This window comes from Nitrospira moscoviensis (assembly GCF_001273775.1).
Taxonomy (GTDB): Bacteria; Nitrospirota; Nitrospiria; order Nitrospirales; family Nitrospiraceae; genus Nitrospira_D; species Nitrospira_D moscoviensis.
In genome coordinates this window covers 1548517-1562863 of the sequence record NZ_CP011801.1, presented here as the reverse complement: position 1 = coordinate 1562863, position 14347 = coordinate 1548517, and the positions used below count along the sequence as shown (strand labels likewise).

Genomic DNA, 14347 nt, shown 5'->3' with positions numbered 1-14347 from the left:
TAAGGACTGCCGGGCTTCGACTCAAAACCGACATTCGACGGTGAGGCCCAATCCTCCCCGTGCGGCCGGCACAAAAGGCAGGACGCTCCAGCCGCGGAGTGCGTCCGGATGCTGATGCCGCCAGCTCAGGGCATTCCCGATGGCGAAGCCGAGTGCCGCGCCGGCAAAGACATCTGAGGCGAAATGCTCGTTCAGATAAATCCGCGACAGGGAAATTAACGCCGCGCCGGTGTACACCAGGAAGGGGATCGGTTGCGGGTACGCGTCTGCGAAGACCGCGGCCACGGCAAAGGTGCGGGCTGCATGGCTCGACGGGAACGACTTGTCGAATCCCTCGAACGGGTCGTACGACTGTGTGCCTTCCCCCGCATCAGGCCGGGCCCGGCCCACGGCAAACTTGGTCAGGCCGACCAAGGGTTCGGTGAACAGTTGCGATTCTAGACTGACCAGGGCCGTCCGCATGAGCTTGTTGCCCGCTTCGTGTTCTCGGAAGAGCCACCCCGCGCCGATCAAGCCGACATTTGCCATCAACACGTTCCTCCCGAATCCGATCTCCTCCAACGTGTCCGCGATCTCGTTGTTCGTGTCGGTGCGGTTCTCCTGAAAGGCCCGTTGGATCGACTTGTCTACGACCATCAATCCACCGATCGTGAGTCCGACTCCTCCCGCGATGAGGACGCTCTGCCGGTCCATCCTCAGCGGGGACGTCAGCACATAGCCGATATCGGCGAGGACTGCCTGTCCGACCGAACGCACCGCTCCGAACGGGCCAGTCTGTTTGATCCCGTCCGGCGACGCTGTCGGGCCGGTCAGTTTTTCTGGCCGGCTCTCACTGATCCCACTCGATTCTCTCGTCTCCCGGGCCTCGGCATGAGCACGGCACGGCCAGGAGAACAAAATCGCCAGCAGCAGGACGACAAGCGCGCCTTGCCCCACCATTGTTCCCCATGCCGCCCCCGGAATGAGACACGCTTACCCAAGTGCCTCTCGGGACCACGTGCCGATGCGAACACCGAATCGATCAGCGATGGCCTGCCGAAGAGACCATGATGATTCTTCGTCGCCGAGAGGACTTGGCCAGGCCAGCTTCGGGTAGCCTCCGGTGAGTGCGTCATAAAGATCTTGTGGTTCACGATTTGCCATTCAATCTGTCTTCCTGTGCCATCGGATGATCAGACATCTCTCATACTCCCTCGGATTCCGGAAACGATGGGTGACGGGATTCTGGCGCGCTTGCCCGGATGGGACGCGGCTTCTTCGATCACCACCCCCGTAATGACGTTCAGCGCGAACCCTTCTCTCCCTTCCATTGCCAGCCCGCCGAACAGGAATGCGGAACCGGTCAGCACATGCACAAGGTTGTGCATGACGTTCGTCTCAAAGAGGCCTTCCGCTGAGACGATCGGGTTAGGAATGAACCCGAGGAACCCCACAAGGACGAACACGGACCCGAATGCGATACAGATGTTCTTGCTCGTCAACATGACAATCACCTCCTTCTTTCACGATTCATGGTTCGGTCATCTTTTCTGCAACACCGGATAGCCAAAGGAGTAAATCCACTTGTCCGCATCGACCGCGTTGCGCGGAGCAAGCTCCCTTGCCGGCGTGTGACAGGGAATACAATCCGTCTTGTAGTTTTTTGAGACCGTGTGCCTGGGATCGTCGGCATTGAACAACGACCAGGCCCAGCCATCTCCCCACAAACTGGATTCCTTGAAGCGGCCTTTGGTATCCCTCACCAGCACGAACCATCCTTTGATGGTCGTCGCGTGCCCGACTGCCGGCCCAGTGGTCATCGCCATGGTTTTGGCATCCAAGAGTTCTTTGACCAACACAGCCCCGTCAGGAAACCGCCGATGCTTCTGGTAATAGGCTATGGTCTCCGGCTGAGTGTAGACGACGTGGTATTCGTGCACGCCAGGCCCCATTTCTCCCAGCTTCTCGTCCGTGTGGGCATGCGTCCAGGTACCAAGCGTGGGCCACTCGGTATAGTCTTCAGGGACCCAAATCGCTCCGGTTGCCGGCTCGACATTCGGAGCAAAGGACTTTTCACCTTCGCTCATCATCGCCCCCGTCAACGGAATAGCAGCCAACCCCAGCATCACAATGGACATCCCGTACTTCTTCATGTCCGTTTTCCTTCCTGCTGCAACTCAACCGAGACAGAGGCCCGCCGCGTTTCTTGCGGCGGGCCTTTCCTAATGGTCCTCACAGATCACCGGGAGCCTTGTCCTTGATGGCGGACCAGTTTTTCTCCGCCTTCTTGATGTTTCCGGGAATGTCTTTTTCCCACTTGACCTGAATCCCCTTGTCCAAGTTCAAGTAGAGCGTGCCATCGACGATCTTCCAGACCTCGGGATCAGCCACAAACTTCTTCGCCACCGACACACCGTAGGCGCAGTACCCTCCATAGGCTGGAAGGTACTTCGTCGGATTTGCGACGAAGAGTTTCTTGTGCTCTTCCGACGTGAAGGCATAGGTCACGCCGTTGTAATCGGCGACGTGATAACCTGACCCCCTCATGGCCTTGCCATCCATGAAATACGCCACCACGTCATAGCCGCCCGCGCCAGGCGTACTATGGGTGTAGTCCGTCGCGAGGGCCGGTGTAGCAATGGCGGCGGCGATCAGCGCCATGAAACCCAGAACTGCTCTCTTCACCGAATGCATGGGAAACCTCCTTTTGATGTGAAAGTGTGAATGTGATGCGACCACTACGCGGCGCGGGCCTGGCCCACGTCGACCACCGGAAAATCCACCTCTGTTCCTGTCACGAGATTGAAGTAGTTGGTGAAGATGTTGATCGCAATGTTGGCAATGATCTCCACGATCTCTCCATCCGACACTCCCGCGGCTCGTACCTGTGCCAGATCCGCGTCTGTCACATTGCCGCGTGACGTCACGACGCTGTTGACGAACGTCAGTACCGCTTGCGTGTGCGGATCCTCCGACTTCCCATTGAGATTACGGCCTAATTCCCGCGTATCGAGACCGGCTTGTTTCGCGATGGCCGTATGGGCCGACGCGCAGTATCCGCAACGGTTGGCCCCGGCGACCGCGAGTGCAATTTGTTCCCGCAGCGCCGCGGACAGCTTCCCGGCCCCAAGCGACTTGGTGAAGTTGAGATAGCCCCCGAGCACAGACGGGGCATGGGCCAAGGTCTTGAAGAGATTTGGCACGACTCCGAATTGGCGCTGAATGGCGGTCAGCAATTCAGCAGCCTTCGGCTTTGCGGCTCCTGGCTCAAGCGGTTGAATGCGTGGCATGTCGGTCCTCCTGCAAGTTAAGGGTTATGATGTCATCGCGTCCGCCGATCGATGGAGGAGTGCCTCCACTTGATCCTCGAACGGCCTGCACGTGTCACCACTATGTCAAGCCGCGTGCCACGCCGACGTTTGATGGGAACGCGTTGAAATTACGGTTAAGAGCCTCGGGCTGACCTCCATCTGAGCGATCACGACAATTCGTGGACAACAAGGAGTCGTTGTGTCGCCACGAGATCTCGTTTAAGTTAGTCAGCGATTCGACCACGGCCTCGCGAAGCCAGAACGTGGCCCAGCGAACTTGCCGAGCTCTTGGTGAATATGAACCGCGGAACTCCTTCTCATTCTCTGGAGGAACTGTCTGAAGCCGAGTGGCGGCATCACTGTCCTTCGTTCTCTGTGGTAACGTTGGGAGACAAGGCGGTGATTCATCGTCAAGGAGACATAGCCGATGTCGCGTTCATCATTGCGAGGGGGCGGGTGAAGCTCTCACGGCTGAATCGCGATGGAGATCAGTTCACGATGGCCGTATTAACCGAGGGACAGATGTTCGGCGCTCCACTGGCTGACCAATCGAGCACCACACTCACAGACACCGCAGAGGCCAAAGGTCGTACTGTCCTCTATCGGGTTCTGGTAAAGGAGCTGAGGGAACTTTTGAGGTCTCAGCCGTTGTTGGCGTGGGACACCATCGAAACCCTTTCCAAAGGACAGCGGCTCCTCGAACGGAAGCTGGAGCTGATGATGTTCCATGATGTCCGATCGAGACTCGCGGAGACATTGCGCGACCTCGCCGGGACACAAGGCGGACATTGCCGGCACGGCTTCGAGCTGGATATCAAACTTACCCAGCAAGAATTGGCAGATCTCGTCGGAGCAGCCAGGCCCGTCGTCAGCACGATCCTCAATGAATTCAAGAGTCGCGGCATCCTCGACTACCACCGCACACTGATCTGCATTCAGAACCTCAGGGCTCTCGAGTAGTCTTCCGTCAACCAACCACGTGCAGCGTGAAGAGCGGACACTACTAGGGGACCACATGTGTAAGGATCGGTCACGTGCGGCGACTCATAATTTTGTCCACTTGTCGGATTAACCGGCAGTTCTGAGTCGACACCGGAGCAAGAGGTGATGCGGGCCCCTCATGAGGCCAAACGGTGAACTGATTTTGAGGGACTGTTATCTAGCGAACAGACGGAATCCTTGACTTGCGACATACTCCCTCGCGACAAGTCGGCAAAGCTTTACGCACGGTAACAGTTTCAGCGGGACTCCACTTATGCCAGCCGACCACGCAGCCTATGCAGAGACGCCCCGCCTCACACCTAGGGCCGAACGAGAACGCTCTCTCCAATTGGAGCGGATGTCCGAACACGGTTTCGGGAATCTCGTCGGGCGGAGTGACGCCTTGCGTGCGATGGTTCAGCAGATTGACCTTGTCGCCCCTACGGATGCCACGGTCCTCATTCTTGGCGAATCCGGAACCGGCAAGGAATTGGTGGCACGCGAAATTCACGAGCGAAGCCAACGTCGAAGTCGGGCACTTGTCCGCGTGAACTGTGCCTCGATTCCAAGAGAACTTTACGAAAGCGAATTTTTCGGGCACGTCAAAGGAGCCTTCACCGGTGCCCTGAAGGATCGTGCCGGCCGATTCGAGTCGGCCAATGGCGGCACGCTCTTCCTCGATGAGGTCGGAGAGATACCGGTGGAACTGCAGAGCAAGTTACTGCGTGTGCTGCAGGAAGGGGAATATGAGCGGGTGGGAGAGGAAACGACCCGAACGGTCAATGTCCGGATCGTCGCGGCCACCAATCGAGACCTCACGAGGGATGTTCAGGCGGGACGATTCAGACAGGACCTCTATTATCGCCTGAACGTTTATCCCATTCCTGTCGTGCCTCTACGCCATCGAAAGGAAGACATTCCATTGCTCGCCGCGCACTTCGTCGAACAGGCTGCCGAACGGCTGCATTGTTCCAGACCGCCTATGCCGGAGGCTCAGGTAAGGCAGCTACAACTCTACGATTGGCCCGGGAATGTGCGAGAGCTCCAGAACGTGATCGAGCGAGCCGTCATTGCGTCACAAGGTTGTTCGCTTGAATTCGAATTGCCTCATGGAACAAATCAGGAACAGCTAGTGACGCGCCCGATACGCACTGCCGCACGATTGAGCGAAGGAGAGGTGTTGACCGAAGCCGAGATGCGGCAATGGGAACGCGACAACTTGTTGACCGCGCTGCACCTGAGTCACTGGCGCATTTACGGACCGGGGGGCGCAGCAGAGCGTTTAGGAGTCAAGCCGACTACCTTGGTGTCCCGCATCAAGAAGCTGGGAATCAAGAAACCGGATTGACGCATCTGCTCTCATGGATCACATCTTCCACAGGAATCGGGACTCTCTGCCTCTGAGTGACCGCTCTTTTCCCTGTCTCGTTCAGGCTGCCGCAAGGTCAGAATGCCGGGGTCTGTTCTAGATGGCGTGAGTCAAGCGGTCCCGCCGTTGTCCGTTGGAAAGAATGACAGGATCCAGGATGTCTCCACATGACACGCATCGCCAGGCCAGACCGTCAGTTTCCGATGCAAGCAAGTCCACGATGTAGTACCAGACCATCAGTCCATGACAGCGACCACATTCCATTTTGCCCTCCTGCGTTTCTCATCACCATGACACCCAGGCTGATCGCATGCGAATCAACCGCTCACTCTCGAATCGCTCTGGTGCGTGCTTGAGCGTAGGCATTCCGAGCAGCGCTATAGAGATCCAGCGTGCTTTGTTCGAGACCGTCCAACAGTTCCAAGTTCCGAGACCGATCATTGACCGTCTCACCCGCCTGCGAGACGATCTGAGGTGCGAGGGGCAGGAACAGTGTCAGAGGATCAAGGACGAGATCGCTCAGGAATCCGACTCCATCCCGAACGGTAGTCGGGGGCAGCAACGGTAACACCAGATAGGGACCAGGCTCGACGCCGTAGACGGCAAGTGTCTGCCCTGCATCTTCATCCGCCAGTGAGCCGAGTCCGAACCATTGGTCAGCAACATCGAACAGGCCGGCCACTCCGACCATGCTATTGATGGCGAACCGACCGAGTTCCCTTCCGGTCGCTTGCCATTTCCCCTGTAAGAGATTATTGAGCATCCGCGGCATCAAGCGAACGTTGCGAAATGCCCGCCCGATCGAGCGTTCAACCGGGTCTGGAACGATCCAGTCATAACCGGTGGCAAGTGGTTTGATGGCATATCGGTCGACTGACTGATTGAACGCAAACATGCTCGAATTGAATCCTTCCCACGGATCGTCAATGGACTCCAGGCTGTTCTCGCTGAACGGATCAGCGGCATGATCGAGGTCGTGCGGCGCGAAACGCTCGTGCCCTTCACCAACGATTTCAGCTGCCATGACGTCGAGAAGGCAACTCCCCGGCCAGCCAGTCAGGAGTACGAGAAGGCAAACGGCTCGAAGGCGCACAGTGGTCAGCCGGCGCAAAGGCACGGCCACGTGAGTAGAAGAGTGAGGAGCGTTCACGTGCAGCATATCCTTTCGATCCTCTTCCCTTAACGTTTCATTAAGCGCTGGCCGCCAACACGTGGTTGCCCTCCGACCTGCCGGCCGGTGAGACGTGCTTCGTCCGCGGTATCACGGTTGACTTGTCGACTGCCTCGCCGAAGCGCCGGCTCGCCTTGAGACTCAGAACCACCATGATGCCCATCGCCCCGATGGTGATGAGGGTCAGATAGTATGCGGGGAGTCCGATGGATCCGACCGCCAGAACCGCCAAGATGCTGAGTCCCTTGGCTAGGCGTTGGACAAAAATGGAGATAAACGCGCGGGCCTTATATTTCTCGTCTGCCGTGGTCGCGAGGTACAACGATTCTCGACCCGTCTGCTGGATCGAATAGTTCAGGCCGTTATCCAGAATGACCAAAAGGCTGACCGCGGCCAACGTCGGCATCGCGAGAAACCCCAGAGAGCCTGCCGTGATGGCCGCAGGAAGGGCCAAGAGCGTCACGCGCGGGCCGAACCGTTTCATCATCATGCCAACCAAGAAAAACTGCGCCAGGACGGAGAGCAGGTTCGAGTAGAGATAAATGTCGATGAGGAACGTTTGTGTGGCTTGCACACCGGACACACCCTGAGCCGCGAGTTTGAACTGGTAGTCGATCAGTTGCGAAGCCATTTCATAGCACCCCAGGAGTCCGGCTATGCTCATGAGGTACGGTGACCGCACGACCAACCTCGCTCCTTCGATCAGGTCAGGCAACCCCCCGGCGGCGCGTTTCTGATCCTTCGGTACAGCGTGGAGTCGCTGAATCGGGTTGAACGTCGAGGATCTCCGCACCAGAGATTCTGTGACAGCGACGGCCAAAAGAACACCTCCCATGAGTCCGGCAGCGATGACGAGCAGTCCTTTCGTTCCCGCGCTCCAAAGAAGAAACTTCGCAAGGGAGCTTCCTGCCCAACCGCCGAGGACTCCACCGACACCGATCGGACCGAAGAAGCGCTGCGCATCGGGTCCGCGAGCCAGATCCGTCAAGTAGGCCCAAAACGCCGTCACCATGACCGTGACTTCGAGATCGCCCAGGAAGTAGAGGGTCCAGATCAGGAGAGGCTGTTCGTCATCCGGGAGGAGAAAGGCAAGCCCGAGGAACGCCACGGCGAAGGCCCCACTTAACACTGAGATGAACCGCCGCCTCGAAAACCTGTTGTACAGACCTGTAAAGATGCCGACTGCCATCCCGGCGAGAAGCACATTGGCCAACTTGGCATAGAGCTCCGTCTGCGCCCCATAGTGCTCGACGAACAAACCACTCTTCAGGGGCTTCAGTATTTGGAAGACCGCAATGACGAGGAAAAAAAACGTGAAGAGGAGGCCCGCGACGTACAGATCACGTGTTGGGGGATGCCTCCTTATCCAATGATTCATGATCGCTCCATCCAGCCATTCTCGCGAGTGATCCGCGATTAGTCCTTTGGTCCCATGCCTAGTCCAATCTTCGTGCCACGCTCCGTTCTTGAATAACATCAGGATCCTCCGAGACTTGTACTGTTCCCTTTCTTGCTGTCCTTCATCGAGTTTTCGTCGCACCACGAAGACTCGCTGCGCGGAAACGATTAGTTGTGGAGCTTAACGGAATTGGGAGCAGCTCGATTCCGTCGCAATCGCGTTTCCTCGGTTCTCAGGAATACGCTTCTCTCAAGTGAGTGCCCGTTCGGAATTCACCTTCCGATCCATGTCCCTATGATGAAGGCTTTACGAGTGTATGGGGATCCACGACTCCCATGAGCTCACGGGGACCTGCATCGGCACCCGCAATCTTGGACTGAATCGTTCCCCGAGCGCGGGTCCGGCAGATGGGGCTTATCTAGGATGAAGTGAGTGGAAAGCTTCGACGTTATGCAGTCGGTGAGACACAGTTACTCCAATAGAAAGCGATGGTCTTAAGTCTGCTCTGGCAATTTTGAGTAGGGCTATCGTGATTACGCCCAGTGGCCAACCTTTTGACCTCAGACCTTGACCGAATCAAGGATGATCGGGTATCGTGCAGCGCTCATGAGGAAGGTTGTTGGCACTTTTGTTGGCACTCAGGGTTTTCGAGTCTGATCGAAACTTCTAACCTCTTGATATACCGCTACTGCCGCAGTAGCTGAGGTGAGAGAGCACAGCCCTACCGTAATTTGGTGAGACATCGCATGAGTCGTTGAAAACATGTGCCGAGGTAGCTCAGTTGGTAGAGCACAGCCCTGAAAAGTCCTTCGCCACTTTGTCAGTTTAGTTCTCTCTTTCTCGATCCCTTTCAATTTCTTCTCAATTTTCGTCAAACGCCTGATGCCGGTTTTCCGTCCGTTTGGGGCTTTTTCTGTGGATAAGTAGCAACTGGTTGGCACTCTTGTTGGCACTCTTCACGATCGGAACATCGATATCGTTAGGCGTAGAGACACACCCTGAGAACGTTTCATTCCTTTAGCCTCCAGTCATAAGCGGATAGGGAAGTCGACTCATAAGCCGCATCTTGCATCGGATTCGCATGCAGAACACCGTGGCTCCAGGGCAGGATGGCTCATCTCTTCATTGAGGACAACGCAGGGATTATTCGTTGACACATATTGTCATTTATGACAACATAAAAGCGGTAGCGCGGAACCGATGACCCGGACAACAAGGCCGATTTCATGGATCAAGGCGGCCCTAAAAACATTCGACTCGTTCCCGGATGGCGCCAAGTCAATCTGCCTTGCGGCCTTGACGATTGCGGCGGAAGGCGGGAAGACGGACATTGCCAAGCCGTTGCATGGCCTTGGATCCGGCGTGTTCGAGATTGCGCTGCCGTTCCACGGCGATGCCTTCCGTGTCGTCTACGCGGTGCAATTGGCCGAGGAGATTTGGGTCGTCCACGCGTTCCAGAAGAAATCGACGCAGGGCATCAAGACGCCGAAGCGTGAGATCGAGGTGATCAAGGCGCGTTTGAAGAGTTTGAAGGAGATGTTGCGATGAAAAAAGAAAGGCCGGATGTCGTGCACGGGAGCGGAAACGTCTTCCGCGACCTCGGGCTTGAGAACGCCGATGTGGAACAGTTCAAGGCCATTCTGGCAGCTGAAATCGTCAAGACGCTTGACCGCGAACACCTCACCGTGCGCGCAGCACAGGATCGAACCGGCATTGCAGCCGCCGACTTCTCACGTATTCGTCATGCTGACCTCGGACGGTTTACTGTCGATCGCCTGATGTCGATCCTCAACCGGCTCGGCTCTCGCGTCGACGTGAAAGTCCGTGTACGGCCCATGCCGACTGTTGCGCACGCAGCAAGGGCCTGAAGGCAAGAAGCCGAGTGCGCACGTGATGACGGATCCCGGTGGGCGGGACGGCATTAACGTGAAAAGCCCCCTGCTCTCCCTGCTGCTCCAAGATAGGATATGGTGCCGAACCGCCGATAAGAACCCCATTTTCCGACATCCGATCTGTTCACTCCCAAACCGACCAGTTCCGGCCTCCTGTGATAAACATTTAGTGAACCCTTCGCAATGGCAAAGGAAGCTCGCGGGGAGGGCGTAAATGTAAGTAGTCCGGTCTTGGAGACCTGCGAATGCTTCTCAATCGGAAGTGAGCGCAGGCTCTGATGCTCCATCAGTTGGCTAGAGGAGCAGTAGATCACTGATAGGCAAGAAACTGGAACCAGGATCCTATGCTAGATCATGAATGATGGTGATCGTGGGCGCCGTGGTCACCGTGATGGTCATGGTCATGGTCTTCCGCTTTTCCATGGGAATGGTCATGGGCATGCAGATGAACATGCTTGTGGGAGTGACTGAGTGATGACCCGTGGGTATGCGAGTGACTGTGCTCATGCTTATGTTGATGCGAACCCTTCATGGTAGTTCTCCTTGCTTGTCAGGACCGAAACGATACGCCCGCAACGGTTACCACAAATCTGGGAGTGACCAACTACTCTCCGGCTGACTATAGCACATTAAAACTCGCGCAATCTCTCGCATCTTTACCTGTAGTCTCGCATCCACCAGGCGCCAATCGCTCATCTCAGTCCGACGAGAGGCTATAGCTGATAGGGATACGGACAACCACTTGGGGTCGACCCAAGGCGTAGTCTAAGGGAATGGGAAAGGCCAGCTGCACCAGGCGTAGAGCCTCTTGATCGAGACGATCCTCTCCGGAACTTCGTTCTATTTTCAGCTCACCAAGATCACCGCCCTCAAGAATGACCACTCGCAACAATACCTTCTTTCTTCCCGAAACATCCAAAAGGGGGCGCGACTGACGCTTAAGGTGTTCAAGCCTGTTGAACAGAGTACTCTGCAACCACCCATAGTCGCGTGCGACCGGTCGTGCGATGGGCATTCCCGAAGAAAGATCTTGGACCTGAGCAGGCAAAGAGGCCAGTTGGTTGGTTATGGCTCGCCCGGAATCTCTCTCAGCTCCAGCCGGCTCATGTGACTGATGACCATAATGGTGGATTGGTTCCGCACTTGTCGCAGTTTCCAGAGGTGCTTGCTCCGTCATTTCCTCTCTGACCTGGGAGGGAGCAGTAGAAACGATCGGAGGTGATGACGATGCACTCACAAGCGTCGCCTGCTCGACGGCCTTAGGACGTTCTTCATTAGCCTGGCTTGCCGGCAGAGCAGGCTGCTCATGAATAGAATATGCGTTCTCCTCCCGCTCCATCGACTGCTCCCTCCTCTGTAGCGGGAGAGCCTCTTCGGCCGTTGATGGGATAGGTTTGCTTTCTTGGGTTAGGGACGGACTGAGTCCCGCGAATTGCTCCTGTAAGACAATCGGCTGAGTTCTTTTCGATGCTGCCGTCAGGTATGATCGTGCTGCCCTATTCACCTCTGAAACTGTTACGTCCGGCATGCCTTGGTCCGTTGGAGAATGGGACAATGAATTCGAAGCAGAGAGGAGATCCGGCTGGCCTTCGGCTGCACTCAGACTCTCGACCGGAATACTGTCGGTCGCTCTAGCAGAAAGGCTGACGAGCGCCACCTCCCAGTGAAACGGTTCAGCTACAGGCGTGAGCGTCAAGCGCCTGATGAACTCGGCAGAAGCACTGAGGACAGCGAGATGGAACAACAATGAGCAAAGCCAGGCGTAGGCGTGAATCCTCAGGTGAACATGGTCAGGCAGGAACCTATCCATGAGATGGAATCCTTCGTCTCCATCAGCCTAGGAATTCCGACCCCTGGGTGTACAGCATGCTGGCTCCGAGAAATACGCTGATGCCTCCGATGGCAATCTGAACTCCGTCATACGCCCATGCGAAGGATCGCGCTGATCGACGGAGTGGAATCGCAATAGCCAGAGACAGCGTGGCCATGCCAAGAATCGAGCCGAGACCAAAAACAATGATGTAGGTCAAGGCGAGTGCAATGGATGGGGTGGCATGGAGTGTGAGGAGAATGAGGGCCGCTGAGCCTGCCATCCCGTGTGTCATGCCGACGAGTAACGCACGGTACGGAATTTGATGCGCGTGCTGATGCTGAGCACGATCCGTTTCGTTCCGATGCGCATGGATGTGTATATGGGACTTCCCTGCTTCATGTTCATGGATATGAACGTGGAGCCGATCTCGCCTGATCCTTCGCCACACATCCAGACCCAATCCAATCAGCATCACACCGACGGCCATCTCCAATGCCAAGGCCACTCGCTCTGGAACCATGCTGTTCAGGGACAGCACGACTGAACAGAAGAGGAAGAGTGTCAGGGCATGCCCAATGCCCCAGGCGATTCCCTGTCTGACCGTTTCACCGACCGAGTGACTGCAACTTGCCAAGGCTGCGACTGCCGCCGCATGATCCGCTTCGAACGCATGGCGCAACCCTAACAGAAAGCCGAGGCCCAAGAGCGTCAACATGCAGTTGCCCTTTCCAGCGCTTGTACTTGCGCTCGAAGCCATTTATACCAGCTCTGCATGCCCTCTCCTGAGATCGCGGATACCAGAAAGACTTCCAGATGGGGATTGACCGACTTCGCGTACTCGATGCAGCGCGTGACATCAAATGAGAGATGCGGCAGCAGATCGATCTTATTCAGCAGCAGCACCTGCGCAGCCCTGAACATATGGGGATACTTCAGTGGCTTGTCCTCCCCTTCTGTCACAGAGAGCACGACCACCTTTGCCTGCTCCCCCAGATCAAAGAGTGCAGGACACACCAGATTTCCGACGTTTTCGATCATCACGATGGAATCCGGCACCGGAGCCAACTGCTCCAATCCCCGTGCCACCATGTCCGCTTCAAGATGACAACCAACCCCGGTGTTGATCTGCACGACTCGACAGCCGGTGCTTCGGATTCGTTCTGCATCGTTCACGGTCGCCTGATCGCCTTCGATGACCTGGATACGTAGTTCGTGACTCAACGCGCGGATCGTCTGCTCCAATAACGTAGTTTTTCCTGAACCTGGCGAACTCACCAGATTCAGTGCCACGACGTGCCGTCCCTGCAACCACCCGCGATTACGCTCAGCCAGGCGATCGTTCTTCGCGAGCACCGCTTCCTGGAGGACAATAGTTTTTCCATCCACGTGCACATGGTCTTCATGACGATCGTGATGATGGTCATGATCGTGCTCATGCCCATGGCTCGCTGCATCAGATCGAAGCTCCACCGTCTGCCCCGTCATTACATCGGTCAGCCGCGGCGCGGCATCATCCGAACACCCACATGTGGTACACATCAGACCGTCACCATTTGTTTGATGGTCAATTCCTCACCCGCCAGCCGTTCCACATTCGCCGAGCCGCAGGTGCAACGTTCCACGAACTGCCGCAACTCCAGCTCACTCCCACAGTCCCGGCATCGACCTCGCCCGGGAATCTCGATCACATCGAGCCGAGCACCTTCCAGCACCGTGCCCTTGGCCACGATGTCAAAACAAAACCGGATCGCATCAGGAATCACGGCGCTCAGCTTCCCGACCTCCAATATCACCTGAGTGACCTTGGCTCCGTTTGCACGCTCACTGACGATCGCGACAATGTTGCGAGTAAGGCTCAGCTCGTGCATGTTCGCGCTGCCCTCTCGGGACGGCCGGCGTCGACCGTCACGTAGAAGAGGTCATTCAACGGTTCCGTCCAGAGTCGCTCCGTTAATCGTTCCTTCAACCGCTCAAGCCGCTCTTGATCATCAGGCCGTTCCATCGGTGTCTCGATGCGGTCCACCAGGGCAAAGAAGGTCTGCGGTACAAACCCATCCCTCAACGCGATGGCAACGCTTCGCACGCCATCATCGATCCACCAGGCGAACCGCATGCCCTTGTGACAATGCCCTTCCCGCTCCGGTTCCGTCAGTCGATAGCGGTCCCGGCTGACGCAATGGGTCACGTATTCGATTGCATCTCTCACTCCTGGACCAGGATGTGCACTCGTCACGCAGAGTGATTGGCGATCCCACAAAGCGGACTCCGATAAGCATTGTGCCGCACGTTGAAGGGCACGAAACGTCACACTGGCACCCCAGATCGCCTTGCCTTGGTGAAACCGCAGCAATCCGGCATAGTCGAGCTGCTCCGGCCGCCCATGGTCGCGGATGTCGATCGTCTTGTCCTGCTCGATTCGCAGAGGCGGCATG

The 14347-nt window shown here is 56.7% G+C and carries 15 protein-coding genes and 1 pseudogene; 4 read left to right on the top strand and 12 right to left on the bottom strand.

Translation table 11 applies throughout. The features are described 5' to 3' along the window. Positions 1-21 precede the first annotated feature (21 nt). From NITMOv2_RS07655 to NITMOv2_RS07635, 5 genes are all read right to left on the bottom strand, one after another. Positions 22-939, bottom strand: a complete 918-nt coding sequence (locus tag NITMOv2_RS07655; RefSeq protein WP_053379301.1) for a phosphatase PAP2 family protein — start codon at positions 937-939, stop codon at positions 22-24. Between the two features lie 233 nt (positions 940-1172). Continuing rightward, positions 1173-1484, bottom strand: coding sequence for a DUF4383 domain-containing protein (locus NITMOv2_RS07650; RefSeq protein ID WP_053379300.1), 312 nt, complete (start codon positions 1482-1484; stop codon positions 1173-1175). A 36-nt stretch (positions 1485-1520) separates the two neighbouring features. Continuing rightward, a complete protein-coding gene (locus NITMOv2_RS07645; RefSeq protein WP_053379299.1) occupies positions 1521-2132 on the bottom strand; it encodes a cytochrome P460 family protein in 612 nt (203 codons plus the stop codon). A gap of 79 nt (positions 2133-2211) precedes the next feature. After that, a complete protein-coding gene (locus tag NITMOv2_RS07640) occupies positions 2212-2640 on the bottom strand; it encodes a YHS domain-containing (seleno)protein (RefSeq protein WP_202967328.1) in 429 nt (142 codons plus the stop codon). Positions 2641-2717: 77 nt separating this feature from the next. Beyond that, positions 2718-3269 carry a carboxymuconolactone decarboxylase family protein gene (locus NITMOv2_RS07635; RefSeq protein WP_053379297.1) on the bottom strand — a complete coding sequence of 184 codons (552 nt, stop codon included), beginning with the start codon at positions 3267-3269 and terminating at the stop codon, positions 2718-2720. 318 nt (positions 3270-3587) lie between these two features. Between NITMOv2_RS07635 and NITMOv2_RS07630 the strand changes: the two genes are divergently transcribed. Both NITMOv2_RS07630 and NITMOv2_RS07625 read left to right on the top strand, forming a co-directional pair. Then, positions 3588-4250, top strand: coding sequence for a Crp/Fnr family transcriptional regulator (locus NITMOv2_RS07630; protein WP_053379296.1), 663 nt, complete (start codon positions 3588-3590; stop codon positions 4248-4250). 442 nt (positions 4251-4692) lie between these two features. Further along, positions 4693-5619 (top strand): annotated as a pseudogene (locus tag NITMOv2_RS07625) (sigma-54 interaction domain-containing protein); the annotation flags it as partial. A gap of 346 nt (positions 5620-5965) precedes the next feature. Here the strand turns inward: NITMOv2_RS07625 and NITMOv2_RS07620 are convergent. Then, on the bottom strand, positions 5966-6799 hold the full coding sequence (locus tag NITMOv2_RS07620) for an MlaA family lipoprotein (protein WP_053379294.1): 834 nt from the start codon (positions 6797-6799) through the stop codon (positions 5966-5968). Positions 6800-6830: 31 nt separating this feature from the next. Continuing rightward, positions 6831-8189: an NTP/NDP exchange transporter gene (locus tag NITMOv2_RS07615; protein ID WP_187299399.1), complete on the bottom strand. Its 1359-nt coding sequence runs from the start codon at positions 8187-8189 to the stop codon at positions 6831-6833. A gap of 1221 nt (positions 8190-9410) precedes the next feature. Here NITMOv2_RS07615 and NITMOv2_RS07610 point away from each other — a divergent pair. Further along, complete coding sequence (locus NITMOv2_RS07610) at positions 9411-9758, top strand: type II toxin-antitoxin system RelE/ParE family toxin (protein WP_053379292.1); 348 nt, start codon at positions 9411-9413, stop codon at positions 9756-9758. After that, positions 9755-10078, top strand: coding sequence for a helix-turn-helix domain-containing protein (locus tag NITMOv2_RS07605; RefSeq protein WP_053379291.1), 324 nt, complete (start codon positions 9755-9757; stop codon positions 10076-10078). Before NITMOv2_RS07610 ends, NITMOv2_RS07605 begins: the two co-directional genes overlap by 4 nt. Before the next feature lie 721 nt (positions 10079-10799). Here the strand turns inward: NITMOv2_RS07605 and NITMOv2_RS07600 are convergent. Genes NITMOv2_RS07600 through NITMOv2_RS07580 form a run of 5 tightly spaced genes read right to left on the bottom strand, consistent with a single transcriptional unit; the run spans position 10800 to position 14346 of the window. Next, positions 10800-11912, bottom strand: coding sequence for an energy transducer TonB family protein (locus NITMOv2_RS07600; protein WP_053379290.1), 1113 nt, complete (start codon positions 11910-11912; stop codon positions 10800-10802). Positions 11913-11934: 22 nt separating this feature from the next. Then, positions 11935-12630: a HoxN/HupN/NixA family nickel/cobalt transporter gene (locus NITMOv2_RS07595; protein WP_083447854.1), complete on the bottom strand. Its 696-nt coding sequence runs from the start codon at positions 12628-12630 to the stop codon at positions 11935-11937. Further along, positions 12624-13454 (bottom strand): hydrogenase nickel incorporation protein HypB, encoded by an 831-nt coding sequence (gene hypB / locus NITMOv2_RS07590; RefSeq protein ID WP_053379288.1) that lies wholly within the window; start codon positions 13452-13454, stop codon positions 12624-12626. Before hypB ends, NITMOv2_RS07595 begins: the two co-directional genes overlap by 7 nt. Beyond that, entirely contained in the window at positions 13454-13783 is a 330-nt protein-coding gene (gene hypA / locus NITMOv2_RS07585; protein WP_053379287.1) for a hydrogenase maturation nickel metallochaperone HypA, read from the bottom strand. Before hypA ends, hypB begins: the two co-directional genes overlap by 1 nt. Then, entirely contained in the window at positions 13771-14346 is a 576-nt protein-coding gene (locus NITMOv2_RS07580; RefSeq protein WP_053379286.1) for a hypothetical protein, read from the bottom strand. Before NITMOv2_RS07580 ends, hypA begins: the two co-directional genes overlap by 13 nt. Between the last annotated feature and the right edge of the window lies 1 nt (position 14347).